Consider the following 14,023-nt stretch of genomic DNA (forward strand, 5'->3'; position numbering starts at 1 on the left):
CGCCTCAGCCGATCTCGGCCGACTGCGCCCAGAGATTGATCGCCTCTTCGTCGGCATATTTGTCGATTTCGGCAAGCTCGGCGTCGGTGAAATCGAGCCGCGCCACCGCGCCCGCGCAATCCTCCACCTGGGCCGGCTTCGATGCCCCGATCAGCGCCGAGGTGATCCCGCCGCCACGCAAGACCCATGCAATCGCCATCTGCGCCAGCGTCTGGCCGCGTCCCGCGGCAATCTCGTTCAGTGCCCGGATATGCCCGAGCGCGCCCTCGCTCAGCATCCCCGGATCGAGCGACTTGTCCTGCGCCGCACGGCTGCCTTCGGGAATGCCCTTGAGATACTTGTTGGTCAGCATCCCCTGCGCCAGCGGCGTGAAGGCGATCGAGCCCACGCCCAGCTCTGCCAGCGTCTCGCGCAACCCGTCGCGCTCGACCCAGCGGTTGAACATGTTGTAGCTCGGCTGGTGGATGAGCAAGGGCGTGCCCATCTCGCGCAGGATCGCCACCGCCTCGCGGCTGCGCGCGCTGTTGTAGGACGAAATCCCGATATAGAGCGCCCGGCCCGAGCGCACGATATGATCGAGCGCACCCATGGTTTCTTCCAGCGGCGTCTCCGGGTCGAAGCGGTGGGAATAGAAGATATCGACGTAGTCGAGCCCCATCCGCTTCAGGCTCTGGTCGCAGGACGCGATCAGGTACTTGCGCGATCCCCATTCACCGTAAGGCCCCGGCCACATGTCGTAACCCGCCTTCGACGAGATGATCAACTCGTCGCGGTAGCCCTTGAAGTCGGTGGCGAGGATATCCCCGAAGGCCTCTTCGGCGCTGCCATAGGGCGGGCCATAATTGTTGGCGAGGTCGAAATGGGTGATCCCGTGATCGAAGGCCGTCCGGCAGATCTCACGCTTGGTCTGGTGCGGCGTGTCGTGGCCGAAATTGTGCCACAGCCCGAGGCTCACGGCGGGCAGCTTCAGCCCCGAGTTTCCGCAACGGTTGTAGACCATGCGCTGATAGCGGTCTTCGGCGGGGGTGTAGCGGGCGGGGAAATCGCTGGCGGACGTGATGCGGGTCATGCGGGCCTCCTGTTCTGCGGGGCGGAGTAGACGCCCCCGGCCGGGGCATGTCAACGCGATCCGCCGGGGCACCAACCCGCGACGCCACCCCTTGCCGCAAGCAAATCAGGGCGCGAACCCGCCCCCCATTGCCCCGCAGACCCGGCGCCGCTATCTAGGCCCAAACCCGCATTCCCGGAGGACGCACCATGGCCGCTTACCAGTATGTCTATCACATGAGCGGGGTCTCCAAGACCTACCCCGGCGGCAAGAAGGTGTTCGAAGACATCCACCTCAACTTCCTGCCCGGCGTCAAGATCGGCGTCGTCGGCGTCAACGGTGCGGGCAAGTCCTCGCTCCTGCGGATCATGGCCGGCTGGGACAAGGATTTCACCGGCGAGGCCTGGTCCGCCGAAGGTGCCAAGGTCGGCTACCTGCCGCAGGAACCCGAACTCGACGAGGGCCTCAACGTCCGCGAAAACGTCATGCTCGGGGTGAAGGCCAAGAAGGATATCCTCGACCGTTACAACGAACTGGCGATGAACTACTCCGACGAGACCGCCGACGAGATGGCCGAGTTGCAGGACAAGATCGACGCCCAGAACCTCTGGGATCTCGACGCCCAGGTCGATGTGAGCATGGAAGCCCTGCGCTGCCCGCCCGACGAGGCCAGCGTCGCCGATCTCTCCGGCGGCGAAAAACGCCGCGTCGCGCTGTGCAAGCTGCTGCTCGAAGCCCCCGACATGCTGCTGCTCGACGAGCCCACCAACCACCTCGACGCCGAAACCATCGCCTGGCTGCAACAGCACCTGATCGACTACAAGGGCACGATCCTGATCGTCACCCACGACCGCTACTTCCTCGACGACATCACCGGCTGGATTCTCGAACTCGACCGCGGCCGCGGCATCCCCTACGAGGGCAACTACTCGGCCTGGCTCGAACAGAAGGCCAAGCGGCTGGCCCAGGAAGCGCGCGAAGACAAGTCCAAGCAGAAGACGCTGGAGCGCGAACTGGAGTGGATCCGCCAGGGTGCCAAGGCCCGGCAGGCCAAGCAGAAGGCCCGGATCAACGCCTACAACGATCTCGCCGAGCAATCCGAACGCGAGAAGATCAGCCGCGCCCAGATCGTCATCCCGCGCGGGCCCCGCCTCGGCCAGAAGGTGATCGAGGTCAACGGCCTGAAAAAGCACATGGGCGACAAGCTCCTGGTCGAAGACCTTTCCTTCGCCCTCCCCCCCGGCGGCATCGTCGGCGTGATCGGCCCCAACGGTGCCGGCAAGACCACGCTGTTTCGCATGCTCACCGGGCAGGAAAAACCCGACGAAGGCAGCATCGAATACGGCGACACGGTGCAACTCGCTTACGTCGACCAGTCGCGCGACGCGCTCGACCCTGAGAAAACCGTCTGGGAGGAAATCTCCGGCGGCGGCGAGGTGATCGACCTCGGCGACGCGCAGGTGAACTCCCGCGCCTACTGCTCGTCGTTCAACTTCAAGGGCGGCGACCAGCAGAAGAAGGTCGGGCTCCTCTCGGGCGGCGAACGCAACCGGGTGCACATGGCCAAGCTCCTGAAGTCGGGCGGCAACGTGCTCCTGCTCGACGAACCCACCAACGACCTCGACGTGGAAACCCTCCGCGCCCTCGAAGACGCCATCGAGGATTTCGCCGGCTGCGCCGTCATCATCTCCCACGACCGCTTCTTCCTCGACCGGCTCTGCACGCATATTTTGGCGTTCGAGGGAGAGGCCCATGTCGAATGGTTCGAGGGCAACTTCGAGGATTACGAGGAAGACAAGAAACGCCGGCTCGGGCCGGACGCGCTGGAGCCGAAGCGGTTGAAGTATAAGAAGTTCACGAGATAGGCGTTTTCCACCGGAAAACGTCTACAGTGCGCGAAAGCTTGTTTTCGCAGAAAACATGCGCGCGCACACCGGTGAAGCGGCGAGATTCGTTTTTCGGGAGAAACGGCTTCTGACTCTCCATGCTTTGAGCACGGCACGAACAAAACAAGCAAGCGTAGGGTGCGCATTCATGCGCACCGCGTGTCACCGATACATAGCCGCCCGCGCCGCACCGGTTCCTGCGCCGAAGTTTTCGCTATACGCACCCACGGATTGGCAACTGGCGTCGGCAACGGTGCGCATGAATGCGCACCCTTTGCACCCGCCGTTGCCCAGCCGAACGCCCCCGTCGCGGCGAGGCGTCCCATTGGCAAGATGGTCCGCATCGGGGACAATACACCCCGAGATGCGCCCGACGTGCCGGGCGCGCGGTGGAAGGAGGCCAGACCATGACCACGCAGGCGAAACGGATCACCCGGACCATCGGCCGGCAGGCGCTCGGCACGCGGCTCGCGCGGGCCCTTGCGCTGGCGCTCGCGCTGCTTCTGCCCGCGGCGGCTGCGCCCGCGTCGGAGGCCGTCCCGGCGGGCTACGTGCTCGAAGACCTCGAGGGCGGGCTGCGGCTGGACTTCGAGGGCGAGACCGTGTTCGAGACCACGCCGCCGGGGATGCTGCTCTTCGCCCGGATCACCGGGCCGCACGACATGAACGACGATGGCATCCTCGAACTGGTGATCTACGAGCGGATCGGGCGCAGCGTGGCTCGGCTCACGGTGTTCTCGCTCGCGCCGGAGGGGCCGGAGATGCTGATGCAGAGCAGCGGCATGGCGGCGAAGATGCGCGCCTTCGAGAGCATCACCGAGGACAGCGATCTCTCCGCGCTGCTGGCCCAGGCGACGCCCGGGCGCGAGGATGCCGAACTCGACCTGCGCGCCATGCCGCAACCGGAGCCGGAGGAGGCCGCCGCGGGCGCATGGCGCACCACCGCCGGCACCTGGGAGGAGGGGTTCGCCGCGAAGATGGGCTGGGTGGTGCCCACCTATTCCGAGACCGAATACGCCGCGATGCTGTTTCGCTGCCCCGACAACGGCGATCCCTTCTGGGTCGAACCCCTGATTTTCCACGACAGGCGCGAGGAGGTGCCGCGCCGGGTTCTGCTCGAGCTTGACGGAACCCCCGTGGCACTGCCGGTCGCGCCGCAGATGGACGATCCCCGGTCCGACCAATGGTATGCGATCGGCACCCTGCCGCGGGATACGGCGCTGTTCTCGCAGATGGCGGAGGCCGAGAGCATCGTCATGCATTACGCCGATCTCGCCCCCTTCCCGATGACCGGCGGTGCCGCCGCGCCGGAACAGCGCGAACAGATCGCGCGGTTCATCGCGATGTGCGGGCTCTGACGGCGGTGCTTCGCGGGCGGGGGGCCCAGGCCCGTCGCCCGGGTCGGGGCGCGGATCGAGGGGGCGGAGCAGCAAGCGTAGGGTGCGCATTCATGCGCACCGCGTGTCACTGGTACAAAAGCCGCCCGCGCCGCACGGGTTCTTGCGTCGAAGGTGTCACACACGCACCCACGGATTGGCAAGCGGCACTGGCGACGGTGCGCATGAATGCGCACCCTAAACGATAACCCAAAAATCCGGTGCGCATGAATGCGCACCCTACGGCCACCGCCCTTCCCGTATCTCCCGGTGCACCGACGAAAACGGCCAATCCTCCGCCCGCGCGACGAACCCGTGTTTCACCGGGTTGATATGGCAATAGTGCACATGCGCTGCGTAATCCGCCGCGTCCTGTATGTGATGCTCCCAAAACCGACGCTGCCGCACCCCGCGTTCGCGGCGCACCACGTGGCTCGCCCGACGATGACCCGGTGCCACGGACAACGCAAACCGCGCCTTGATGACGCTCCACCGCGTCGCAAGACCCGCGTCTCCTTCGGGCAACGTCCAAACCACATGCATATGGTCGGGCATCACCACCCACCCATCGATCCGAAATGGCCGCGTCTCACGGGTCTTCTTCACCGCCGCGCGCAGCGCCGCGATCTCCCGCGTGAGCAGGTCGCTGCCCCGCTCTTGCAGGGCAACGGTAAAGAAGATGCTCGCCCCGCGAACTTTTGGGCGCAGGTAGTTCGACATACAGGCAACTATGCCCGATCATGGTTCACGAACTGTTTCGCAGGATGCGCATTCATGCGCACCAATTCCAATTTTGGCTCGCAGTGCGCGAGAATGCGCATCTACCCGCCGCCGCCCGGTCACTCGAAGGCGCACCCCGCCTTCACGCCGAACTTGCCGAACACCCAGGCCGCCGGGCATTTGCCGGTGAAGGCCGATTGCAGCAGGTTCAGCCCGATGAACACGGTGAACCACGCCCAGAGCGGGTGCACCCAGACGGTGAGCGCCACGCTCACGAGGATCATCACGCCGGCAAAGGCCAGCACCGCACGGTCAAGGGTCATGTCTTGTCTCCTCCCGGTTCCGGGCGAAATAGCCCGGGGACGCCGCATCCTGCGTCAAATCGGCGGTCTTGGCTTTGATTTGACGCAAGCCCCCCGCAAACCGCACACCCCATGCCGTACACCCCCCAAGCTTCAGCCCGGCACAAGGCCACGCACCGGCTCGCCGCTAGCGTTCCTCACTGTCTGACCGCAAGGCCGCCCCCAGCGTCTTGCCTGACCGCAGGCTGCCCCGGAACGCCGCGATCTCGCGGTCGATCTCCAGCACCCGGGCGATCTTCATCTGGGCATAGGTGGCGAGCACCCGGTTGATCCGCTCCTGGTAGCCCTTGCCCATCGCGCGGAAATACCTCGCCACACTGGCGTCGAGCCGCAAGGTGATCTTCACCCGGGGCTCCTCGACGTCGATATCCTGCTCCAGCGTCGCCCATGCGGCGGGCACTTCCTCGCGCAGGTCATACACCCAGATCGGCGTGTCATCGAGCGCGAGGCTGCGCTTGCCGAGCCGTTCGAGGGCGAGGCGTTCGGTTTTCGTCGGGCTGTGGCGGGCGGTCATGGCGTCTCCGGGCGGCTTCGGCGTCACCCTGCCCGACAGCGGTTAACGCCGCGAAAGCGCGCCGTGCGCCATACGTTTTGCCGACACCTTGCCGACGCGCCGCCGCCGCCGCTTCACCGGCCCCGGGGTGGCTCAGGTTTCGTCTTCGAGCCGCAGCTTGATTTCTACCAGCACCTGCTGAAGCGCGAGGGTTTCGCGCAGTAGTCGCTTGGCCTCGTTCGCGGTGATCACGCCGTCCTCGATCGACTGCTGGTATTCCGACATCAGCATGGCGAAGCGCTGCGACAGCGCGATCACCTGCGTGTTGACACCGCCCGGCGGCGCGTTGCGGCCATCGCTCCCGGAGTTGATCGTATGGCCCGCGATCTCGGCCAGCGCCGAGGTAACATGCGGATAGCGCGCCGCGGCCTCGAGCGCGGCGACAGTGTCGATCGGCATGAAGCGGTCGGCGTGTTCATCCGAGTCGGAATAATAGCGCCCGATCGTGGCCTTCGACTTGCCCGCCAGCGCGCAGGCGGCTTCGATCCCGACATCCTTCACCAAGGCTTCCGTGTGTTTCTTGAGATAGCTGCCAACCACGGCCATACCATTTCCTCGTTTTTTTCCCGTCCCGGCACATGTTTGCGGGGAAATCGCCGATCCTTTTCCCATTTATTCATCTCGATGTGAATGACTTTATGAATGTGACCGCCCAGACGGTTCTGTAACGCGTATCCGGTGCCACCAGCGCCGGAGTGGGTGGGGCCCGCCGATTGTTTCTCGGCGGGGTCGGTTCGCCTTGGCGGGCCGGCAGCGGCGATGTGGCGCTTAACGGTGCGAGAGGCTTGTTCCATCCCCAGGGCGGCAACGCCCGCAGCCTCTGGTTTTCTCTGCCACCGCCGTTCCCCGTTCCCCCTGTCACGCCCCGGGCACGCCCCGGGCTTGATCCCGGCGCGGCGTGGCGCTACGGGATGCCATGGCCAAGCTCCATTTCCATTTCTCGACGATGAACGCGGGCAAGTCGACGCTGTTGTTGCAAGCGGCCTACAACTACCGTGAACGCGGTATGGTGCCCTACCTGATCACCGCCAAGCTCGACGAACGTGCCGGTGCCGGCAAGATCGGCTCGCGGATCGGCATCGAGGCCGAGGCCGATACCTTCGAGGCCGATACCGACATGTTCGCCCGGGTCGAGGTACGGCTCGCCGCGGGGCCGGTGGCTTGCGTCTTCGTCGATGAAGCGCAGTTTCTGACCCCGGATCAGGTCTGGCAGCTTGCCCGGGTCGTCGATGATCTGCGCGTCCCGGTGATGGCCTACGGGCTGCGCGTGGATTTTCAGGGTCACCTGTTTCCCGGCTCCGCTGCCCTGCTGGCGCTGGCCGACGAAATGCGCGAGGTGCGCACGATCTGCCATTGCGGCAAGAAGGCCACGATGGTGGTGCGCACCGACGGCGCGGGCAAGGTGCTGACCGACGGCGACCAGGTGCAGATCGGCGGCAATGAAGCCTATGTCAGCCTGTGCCGCAAGCACTGGCGCGAGGCGGTGGGCGACCGCATGGATCAAGGCCACAAGGCCGCCGAGTGATCCGCCACAAACCTGCGCGCGTAGACGGTCCATGAAACACGTCGCCCTGAAAGCCATTGCCTTCGCCATGACCCTCTCCACCCTCCCCGCACATGCCAGCGAGATCGAGGATTTCTCCGGGGCACCTGCCCAGCGCTGGGATTTCTTCTCCGATCGCGTGATGGGGGGCGTTTCGTCCGGCGAGGCGGACTTCACCGGCAACGCCTTGCGGCTCACCGGAACCGTCTCCACCGCCAACAATGGCGGCTTCATTCAAGCCCGGCTGAAACTGCCCGACCGGCTGCCCGAGGAGGCAACCGCCCTCGTGCTGCGGGTGCGCGGCAATGGCGACCGGTATTTCGTGCACCTGCGCACCGGGGGCACGCTGCTGCCGTGGCACTTCTACCAGGCCGCTTTCGCCACCGGCCCCGAATGGGCGCTGGTCCGCATTCCGCTCGACGCGTTCAAGCCGTCCACGAGGATGGTCCGCGCCACCCCGTCGGCCGCCTCGGTGCGCTCGGTGGCGGTGGCCGCCTTCGGGCACGACCATGAAGCGGACGTTTCGGTGGACTGGATCGGCTGGGAGTGAGGTCGCATCACCCCGGCGCGGTGCGCGTTTCCAGGATCGCGCGCAGCCTCAAACCGGGCTGATCGGTGCCTCACCGGCCAGGAAGGACAGGATGTTGTCGGCGGCGAGCAACCCCATCGCGGCGCGCGTTTCCAGCGTGGCCGAACCGAGATGCGGCAGGAGGGTGACGTTTTCCATGAGCCGCAGCGCCTCCGGCACCTCCGGCTCATTCTCGTACACGTCGAGCCCCGCGCCGGCGATCTCGCCCGCCTTCAGGGCGGCGATCAGCGCGGCCTCGTCCACCACGTCGCCCCGCGCGATATTGACGAAGATGCCGGTCGGTTTCATCGCGGCGAAAACCTCTGCGCCGATCAGGTGGTGCGTCGCGGCCCCACCCGGCACCGCGACGACGAGAAAATCGACCTCGGCGGCCAGCGCGGTCAACGTTTCGATCTGCCTTGCGGGAAAATCGAGCGCCTTTGGCGAGCGGTTCGTATAGGCCACCTCCATGCCGAAGCCGTAATGGCCCCGCCGCGCGATCGCCTGCCCGATCCGGCCCATCCCGACGATACCGAGCCGCGTGCCGGTAACCTGCTGGCCGAGAAGTTGTGTCGGGTGCCAGCCATGCCAGCGCCCCGCACGCACCAGCCGTTCCCCCTCGCCTGCCCGGCGAGCGGTGGCAAGGATCAGCGTGAGCGCGAGATCGGCGGTGGCATCGGTGAGCACACCGGGGGTATTGGTCACCTCGACGCCATGCGCGCGCGCGGCGGTCACGTCGATATGGTTGTAACCCACGCCGAAATTGGCCAGCAGCCCCGCGCGGATCTCGCTTGCAGCGGCAAAGATCTCCGCCGAGAAGGCATCGCCGATGGTGGGCAGGATCGCATCGAACCGTTGCAGCGCGGCGATCATCTCGACACGGCTCATCGGGCCGGTGTCGTCGCGCACCGCCACCTTGTGCGCGGCCGAAAGTGCGCCGATCACCGCATCGGGCATCGGCCGGGTGACCAGAACCTTCTTCATCAATACATCCGCGCGCCGTTCGGCACGTCCTTGTCGGGGGTGATCAGAACCACCTCGCCCGCTTCGTCGGGCAGGCCCAGGACCAGCGCCTCCGACATGAACTTGCCGATCTGGCGCGGCGGGAAGTTGACCACGCCGAGCACCGGCTTGCCGATCAGGCTTTCCGGCTCGTAGTGCACGGTGATCTGGGCCGAGGATTTCTTCACCCCGATCTCGGGTCCGTAATCCACCCAGAGCTTGAGCGCCGGCTTGCGCGCTTCGGGATAGGGTTGGGCATCGACGATGGTGCCCTTGCGGATATCGACCTTCAGGAAATCGTCAAAGCTGATCTCGGGGGTCATTTGCCCAGCTCCCGGCTGCGGTCGGCGGCGGCTTTCACGGCCCGGCGCAGGAGCGCGGGGAAGCCATCGTCTTCGCTCATCAAGACCTCAAGCGCGGCTTGGGTGGTCCCACCCGGGGAGGTGACGTTGACGCGCAGTTGGGTTGGGCTTTCCTCAGCCGCTTCGGCCAGCGCCCCGGCGCCCGCGACGGTGGCCTTGGCCAGCGCCATGGCAAGATCGGGCGCGAGCCCCTCCGCCTCGCCCGCCGCAGCCAGCGTTTCGATCAGGTGGAACACGTAAGCCGGTCCGGAGCCCGAGACGGCGGTGACCGCGTCCATCTGATCTTCGTGTTCAAGCCGCACCACCTGCCCGACAGCCTTGAGGAGCGCCTCGGCAAGGTCGAGATCGCCGACGCTCGCATGGGCATTGCCGATGATCGCGGTGATGCCCCGGCCCACGGCAGCGGGGGTGTTGGGCATCGCGCGCACCACCGGGGTGCCGGCACCCAGCGCCGTCTCGAAAGCCAAGATCGGCGTGCCTGCGGCGATCGACACGAAAAGCGTGCCGCCGCCGCCGAAGCCTGCGAGCACCGGAAGTGCCTCGCCCATCATCTGCGGTTTGACCGCGACGAGCACGATGGCCGGGGCCGCGGGCAGATCGCCGTTGATGGTGACGCCGGTGGACTTGAGCCAGTCCGAGGGGTTCGGGTCGATCACCCGGACCGAGGACGGCGGCAAGCCATCGGCCAGCCAGCCTTCCAGCATCGCCGAGCCCATCTTGCCGCACCCCAGAAGCACCAGCCCGCGCGCTTTCAAATCATCCATCGACATCGCGTCCCCCATGTTTTGCGCGGCAGCCTAACCTGCGAGTGGCGCGGGGAAAAGCCACGCCAAAAAAGAAACGCCCTCCGCGAGGGAGGGCGCAAGTTCGCGGCGGTTTCACCCGCCGTCGCATGAAAATTCAGGCCCGGCCGTAAGCCTCGGCAATGGCGATCTGCATGGCATTTTCCACGTCGCGGTCGCCCCAGGTGACAAGCTGGAAAGCCGGATAAAAGCGCTCGGAGTTCGACACCGCCGCGCTGATCAGCCGGTTGATCTGTTCCGGTCCCGCCATCAACCCGCCGGTCAGCACCAGCCCGTAACGATACACCATCAGCCGCTGTTCGTGCCAATAGGTGAAGGCCCCGGCCCAGCACATGTCGTTGGTCCGGTTGAGCGCCTCGTAGAGCTTCGGCAGCTTGTCTTCGGGAGGTTCCATCTCGAAGGTGCTGATCAACCGGAGCGTTTCATCCACCGCGCTCCAGGCCAGGGTGATGGAATAGGTCCGCCATTGCCCCTCGACGGCCATCGCGATCTGGTCGTCGGCAACCCGGTCGAAATCCCACGCATGATGCTCGGCGAGATGTTCGACGATGTCGATCGGGTGCAAGTCGTCATGTTCGAGGTAGTGCTCGGTCGCCGCCATGGCTGTCCCCTTCTGCTCGCATGAGGCCCAGCTATGCAGATTCCGCTAGGACTCGGTGCCTCTACCGGGTTTGGCGTCTCTCGCGCCGCATCCCTACGAAATATGGTGTGATATTCATTGACTCCTGTAAAGCAGAAATCGGAAAATTCGCGATTTCCGCATGATTCGAGTCGGTTGACGACTCGCCGGTTGCACAAATCCTGCACAGCCCCGGCCGAACGGGTCACCCGGCACCCATTCTATTTGTTGCAAATGAAACGACACTTGACTCCGGCGACCCTCCTGCGCATCCCTTGGGGCGGAATCCACAAGCGCGACAGTGTAAGCTGCGCCAGCGGCCGATCGGGCCCGGCGCCGAATCAGGGAGAAACGACATGGCCAAGGCTTTCGCCTCGCAAGGCGACATGAGCGAAAAACAGATCAGCTTCACCGAGATCGGCAAGGGGCTCTGGGCTTTCACCGCCGAGGGCGATCCGAACTCGGGCGTGATCATCGGCGACGACAGCGTGATGATCGTCGAGGCCCAGGCCACGCCGCGGCTCGCCAACAAGGTGATCGAGAAGGTGCGCGAAGTGACCGACAAGCCGATCACCCACGTCGTGCTCACGCATTACCACGCGGTGCGCGTGCTCGGCGCATCGGCCTTCGGGGCACAGCAGATCGTCATGTCGGACAAGGCGCGCGGCATGGTGGTGGAACGCGGGCAGGAAGACTGGGACAGCGAGTTCCAGCGCTTCCCGCGGCTGTTCGAGGGTCACGAGAGCATTCCCGGCCTGACCTGGCCGACGACCACCTTCACCGACAGGATGACGGTCTATCTCGGCAACCGGCGGGTTGATTTGATGCACCTCGGGCGCGGCCACACGGCGGGCGACATCGTGGTGCACGTGCCCGACGAGAACGTGATGTTCACCGGCGACCTCGTCGAATACCATTCCGCCTGCTACTGCGGCGACGGCCATTTCGCCGATTGGCCGCAAACGCTTGAAAACATCCGCAGCGCCGATCTCGCCGCCATCGCGCCGGGCCGCGGCGACGCGCTGATGGGCTCCGAAATGGTCAACAAGGCCATCGACCTCACCCGCGATTTCCTCGAAAGCACCTATCGCCCCGCCGTGCAGGTCGCCGCGCGAGGTGGCACGCTGAAGGAAGCCTGGGACGCGATCCGCGCCGAGTGCGATCCGAAGTTCGCCGATTATGCCATCTACGAGCATTGCCTGCCCTTCAACGCCGCGCGTGCCTTCGATGAAGCGCGCGGCATCGAAACCCCCCGGATCTGGACCGCCCAGCGCGACATCGAGATGTGGGAGGCCCTTCAGGGCTGAGCCAAGGCAAGGGAGACCGCCATGAACAAGATTTTCGAAGTGCCCCTTTATCCCTACGAACGCGCGCCCGACCAGGACGCGACCGTGGCGGTGCGCCACCCGGTGGTGATCGTTGGCGCGGGGCCCATCGGGCTTGGCGCGGCGATCGACCTTGCCCAGAGCGGCGTGCCGGTGGTGGTGCTCGACGACAACGACAAGGTGTCTTTCGGCTCCCGCGCGATCTGCTTCGCCAAGCGCCCGCTGGAAATCCTCGACCGGCTCGGCTGCGGCGAACGGATGGTCGAGAAGGGTGTCGAGTGGGAGCTTGGCAAGGTGTTCTTCGACGAGCGCGAGATCTTCGATTTCAACCTCTTGCCGGAGAAGGGCCACCGCCGCCCGGCCTTCATCAACCTCCAGCAATACTACTTCGAGGAATACCTGATCGACCGCCTGCGCGAGCTTCAGGCCGAGGGTGCCCCGATCGAGCTTCGGGGCGGCAACAAGGTGTCGGCCATCGGCAATCACGCCGACCACGTGAAGATCGAGATCGACACGCCCGATGGCCCCTACGAGCTGGAAGCCGACTGGCTGATCGCCTGCGACGGCGCCGGCTCGCCGATCCGCCGGATGCTGGGGCTGGAGTTTGTCGGACAGGTGTTCGAAGACAATTTTCTCATTGCCGACGTGATCATGGAAGCCGATTTCCCGACCGAACGCTGGTTCTGGTTCGACCCGCCGTTCAACCGGGGCCAGTCGGCGCTTCTGCACAAGCAGCCCGACAACGTCTGGCGGATCGACTTCCAGATCGGCTGGGACATCGACCGCGAGGCGGAATTGAAGCCTGAGAATATCGACAAGCGGCTCAAGGCAATGCTCGGCGAGGATGTGACATACGAGCTGGAATGGTCGTCGATCTACACGTTCCAGTGCCGCCGGATGGAAAAGTTCCACGACGGCCGGGTGATCTTCGCGGGCGACGCGGCGCACCAGGTGTCGCCTTTCGGTGCCCGCGGGGCGAACTCGGGGCTTCAGGACACCGACAACCTCGCGTGGAAGCTCAAGCTGGTGATCGAGGGCAAGGCACCCGAAAGCCTGCTCGACAGCTACGATGCCGAGCGGATTCACGGTGCTGACGAGAACATCCTCAATTCCACCCGCTCGACCGATTTCATCACCCCGAAATCCGAGACCAGCCGGATCTTCCGCGATGCCGTGCTCGATCTGGCCGAGCAGCACGAGTTTGCCCGGCCCTTCGTGAACTCGGGGCGGCTTTCGGTGCCCTGCACCTACGATGGCTCGCCGCTCAACACGCCCGACGCCCTCGATGGCCCGGCGCGCACGCGCCCCGGCGCGCCCTGCCCCGATGCGCCCTTGGGCGAAGGCTACCTGCTCGACCGTCTGGGCGGAGGCTTCACGCTCCTGACCATCGACGCCGATGCGCCGGACGAGATCGAGGAAGACGGCATCGCCGCCACCCGTCTCGCGCTTTCGGCCAAGGACGATCCCACCGGCGCGCTCGCAGACCGCTACCTCGGCGCGGCGAAATCGGCGGTCTACCTGATCCGCCCCGATCAACACGTCGCCGCGCGGTTCCCCGAGTACGACGAGGCACAGATTCGCGCCGCGCTGCGCCGCGCCACCGGAAAGGAGTAACCCGATGGGCAAGCTCACCCTCTCCCCCAACATCGCCGGGGCCGACGATTTCTATGCCGATCTGATCGACGCCCACGAGGGCCTTTCAAAAGATGCCAGCGATGCGCTGAACGCGCGGCTGATCCTCATCCTCGCCAACCATATCGGCGATCGCGAGGTGCTTGCCGAGGCGCTGCGCAGCGCGAAGGCCGCAGGCAAGCGCTGATCCGGGCCAGTGCGGCGACAAACCGGGTGGCCGTGCC

At 65.6% G+C, this 14,023-nt stretch carries 16 protein-coding genes; 7 read left to right on the forward strand and 9 right to left on the reverse strand.

Annotation, left to right across the window (positions count from 1 at the left end; genetic code table 11):
• Nucleotides 1-4: 4 nt before the first annotated feature.
• Nucleotides 5-1,069: an L-glyceraldehyde 3-phosphate reductase gene (gene mgrA / locus B9Y97_RS05350; RefSeq protein WP_085525775.1), complete on the reverse strand. Its 1,065-nt coding sequence runs from the start codon at nucleotides 1,067-1,069 to the stop codon at nucleotides 5-7.
• Nucleotides 1,070-1,257: 188 nt separating this feature from the next.
• On the opposite strand from mgrA, the gene ettA reads away from it, so the two are divergent.
• Together ettA and B9Y97_RS05360 are read left to right on the forward strand one after the other, a co-directional pair.
• The gene (ettA, locus tag B9Y97_RS05355; protein ID WP_085525776.1) at nucleotides 1,258-2,913 is read left to right on the forward strand and encodes an energy-dependent translational throttle protein EttA; all 1,656 of its coding nucleotides are present in this window, start codon (nucleotides 1,258-1,260) and stop codon (nucleotides 2,911-2,913) included.
• 428 nt (nucleotides 2,914-3,341) lie between these two features.
• The gene (locus tag B9Y97_RS05360; RefSeq protein ID WP_139828234.1) at nucleotides 3,342-4,292 is read left to right on the forward strand and encodes a hypothetical protein; all 951 of its coding nucleotides are present in this window, start codon (nucleotides 3,342-3,344) and stop codon (nucleotides 4,290-4,292) included.
• Nucleotides 4,293-4,550: 258 nt separating this feature from the next.
• Here the strand turns inward: B9Y97_RS05360 and B9Y97_RS05365 are convergent, their stop codons facing one another.
• The 4 genes from B9Y97_RS05365 to B9Y97_RS05380 all read right to left on the reverse strand — a co-directional run bounded on the left by B9Y97_RS05365 (nucleotide 4,551) and on the right by B9Y97_RS05380 (nucleotide 6,491).
• The gene (locus tag B9Y97_RS05365) at nucleotides 4,551-5,030 is read right to left on the reverse strand and encodes an REP-associated tyrosine transposase (RefSeq protein ID WP_085525778.1); all 480 of its coding nucleotides are present in this window, start codon (nucleotides 5,028-5,030) and stop codon (nucleotides 4,551-4,553) included.
• A gap of 119 nt (nucleotides 5,031-5,149) precedes the next feature.
• Nucleotides 5,150-5,353 (reverse strand): YgaP family membrane protein, encoded by a 204-nt coding sequence (locus B9Y97_RS05370; protein WP_085525779.1) that lies wholly within the window; start codon nucleotides 5,351-5,353, stop codon nucleotides 5,150-5,152.
• A gap of 166 nt (nucleotides 5,354-5,519) precedes the next feature.
• Entirely contained in the window at nucleotides 5,520-5,906 is a 387-nt protein-coding gene (locus B9Y97_RS05375; RefSeq protein WP_085528117.1) for a BrnA antitoxin family protein, read from the reverse strand.
• Nucleotides 5,907-6,038: 132 nt separating this feature from the next.
• On the reverse strand, nucleotides 6,039-6,491 hold the full coding sequence (locus B9Y97_RS05380) for a hypothetical protein (RefSeq protein WP_085525780.1): 453 nt from the start codon (nucleotides 6,489-6,491) through the stop codon (nucleotides 6,039-6,041).
• 370 nt (nucleotides 6,492-6,861) lie between these two features.
• Between B9Y97_RS05380 and B9Y97_RS05385 the strand changes: the two genes are divergently transcribed.
• Nucleotides 6,862-7,470, forward strand: a complete 609-nt coding sequence (locus B9Y97_RS05385) for a thymidine kinase (RefSeq protein ID WP_085525781.1) — start codon at nucleotides 6,862-6,864, stop codon at nucleotides 7,468-7,470.
• Between the two features lie 31 nt (nucleotides 7,471-7,501).
• The gene (locus B9Y97_RS05390; protein ID WP_085525782.1) at nucleotides 7,502-8,038 is read left to right on the forward strand and encodes a CIA30 family protein; all 537 of its coding nucleotides are present in this window, start codon (nucleotides 7,502-7,504) and stop codon (nucleotides 8,036-8,038) included.
• A gap of 48 nt (nucleotides 8,039-8,086) precedes the next feature.
• Here B9Y97_RS05390 and B9Y97_RS05395 read toward each other — a convergent pair whose 3' ends face one another.
• From B9Y97_RS05395 to B9Y97_RS05410, 4 genes are all read right to left on the reverse strand, one after another.
• On the reverse strand, nucleotides 8,087-9,040 hold the full coding sequence (locus tag B9Y97_RS05395; RefSeq protein ID WP_085525783.1) for a 2-hydroxyacid dehydrogenase: 954 nt from the start codon (nucleotides 9,038-9,040) through the stop codon (nucleotides 8,087-8,089).
• Nucleotides 9,040-9,381 carry a tRNA-binding protein gene (locus tag B9Y97_RS05400; RefSeq protein WP_085525784.1) on the reverse strand — a complete coding sequence of 114 codons (342 nt, stop codon included), beginning with the start codon at nucleotides 9,379-9,381 and terminating at the stop codon, nucleotides 9,040-9,042. Before B9Y97_RS05400 ends, B9Y97_RS05395 begins: the two co-directional genes overlap by 1 nt.
• Nucleotides 9,378-10,190: a pyrroline-5-carboxylate reductase gene (proC, locus tag B9Y97_RS05405; RefSeq protein ID WP_085525785.1), complete on the reverse strand. Its 813-nt coding sequence runs from the start codon at nucleotides 10,188-10,190 to the stop codon at nucleotides 9,378-9,380. The genes B9Y97_RS05400 and proC overlap by 4 nt, the downstream gene beginning before the upstream one ends.
• A 130-nt stretch (nucleotides 10,191-10,320) precedes the next feature.
• A complete protein-coding gene (locus B9Y97_RS05410; protein ID WP_085525786.1) occupies nucleotides 10,321-10,824 on the reverse strand; it encodes a type III secretion system chaperone family protein in 504 nt (167 codons plus the stop codon).
• 374 nt (nucleotides 10,825-11,198) lie between these two features.
• On the opposite strand from B9Y97_RS05410, the gene B9Y97_RS05415 reads away from it, so the two are divergent.
• From B9Y97_RS05415 to B9Y97_RS05425, 3 genes are read left to right on the forward strand one after another with little or no spacing between them, the layout of a single operon-like run.
• Nucleotides 11,199-12,149 (forward strand): MBL fold metallo-hydrolase, encoded by a 951-nt coding sequence (locus B9Y97_RS05415; protein ID WP_085525787.1) that lies wholly within the window; start codon nucleotides 11,199-11,201, stop codon nucleotides 12,147-12,149.
• A 21-nt stretch (nucleotides 12,150-12,170) separates the two neighbouring features.
• Nucleotides 12,171-13,781 carry an FAD-dependent oxidoreductase gene (locus B9Y97_RS05420; RefSeq protein ID WP_085525788.1) on the forward strand — a complete coding sequence of 537 codons (1,611 nt, stop codon included), beginning with the start codon at nucleotides 12,171-12,173 and terminating at the stop codon, nucleotides 13,779-13,781.
• 4 nt (nucleotides 13,782-13,785) lie between these two features.
• Nucleotides 13,786-13,986: a DUF2783 domain-containing protein gene (locus tag B9Y97_RS05425; protein ID WP_085525789.1), complete on the forward strand. Its 201-nt coding sequence runs from the start codon at nucleotides 13,786-13,788 to the stop codon at nucleotides 13,984-13,986.
• Nucleotides 13,987-14,023: the final 37 nt, after the last annotated feature.

The organism is Maritimibacter sp. HL-12 (genome assembly GCF_900177545.1).
GTDB lineage: Bacteria > Pseudomonadota > Alphaproteobacteria > Rhodobacterales > Rhodobacteraceae > Sinisalibacter.

Coding starts and splice junctions, on each gene's coding strand:
- mgrA (WP_085525775.1), bottom strand. CDS start 1,069: ATGACCCGCATCACGTCCGCCAGCGATTTCCCCGCCCGCTACACCCCC.
- ettA (WP_085525776.1), top strand. CDS start 1,258: ATGGCCGCTTACCAGTATGTCTATCACATGAGCGGGGTCTCCAAGACC.
- B9Y97_RS05360 (WP_139828234.1), top strand. CDS start 3,342: ATGACCACGCAGGCGAAACGGATCACCCGGACCATCGGCCGGCAGGCG.
- B9Y97_RS05365 (WP_085525778.1), bottom strand. CDS start 5,030: ATGTCGAACTACCTGCGCCCAAAAGTTCGCGGGGCGAGCATCTTCTTT.
- B9Y97_RS05370 (WP_085525779.1), bottom strand. CDS start 5,353: ATGACCCTTGACCGTGCGGTGCTGGCCTTTGCCGGCGTGATGATCCTC.
- B9Y97_RS05375 (WP_085528117.1), bottom strand. CDS start 5,906: ATGACCGCCCGCCACAGCCCGACGAAAACCGAACGCCTCGCCCTCGAA.
- B9Y97_RS05380 (WP_085525780.1), bottom strand. CDS start 6,491: ATGGCCGTGGTTGGCAGCTATCTCAAGAAACACACGGAAGCCTTGGTG.
- B9Y97_RS05385 (WP_085525781.1), top strand. CDS start 6,862: ATGGCCAAGCTCCATTTCCATTTCTCGACGATGAACGCGGGCAAGTCG.
- B9Y97_RS05390 (WP_085525782.1), top strand. CDS start 7,502: ATGAAACACGTCGCCCTGAAAGCCATTGCCTTCGCCATGACCCTCTCC.
- B9Y97_RS05395 (WP_085525783.1), bottom strand. CDS start 9,040: ATGAAGAAGGTTCTGGTCACCCGGCCGATGCCCGATGCGGTGATCGGC.
- B9Y97_RS05400 (WP_085525784.1), bottom strand. CDS start 9,381: ATGACCCCCGAGATCAGCTTTGACGATTTCCTGAAGGTCGATATCCGC.
- proC (WP_085525785.1), bottom strand. CDS start 10,190: ATGTCGATGGATGATTTGAAAGCGCGCGGGCTGGTGCTTCTGGGGTGC.
- B9Y97_RS05410 (WP_085525786.1), bottom strand. CDS start 10,824: ATGGCGGCGACCGAGCACTACCTCGAACATGACGACTTGCACCCGATC.
- B9Y97_RS05415 (WP_085525787.1), top strand. CDS start 11,199: ATGGCCAAGGCTTTCGCCTCGCAAGGCGACATGAGCGAAAAACAGATC.
- B9Y97_RS05420 (WP_085525788.1), top strand. CDS start 12,171: ATGAACAAGATTTTCGAAGTGCCCCTTTATCCCTACGAACGCGCGCCC.
- B9Y97_RS05425 (WP_085525789.1), top strand. CDS start 13,786: ATGGGCAAGCTCACCCTCTCCCCCAACATCGCCGGGGCCGACGATTTC.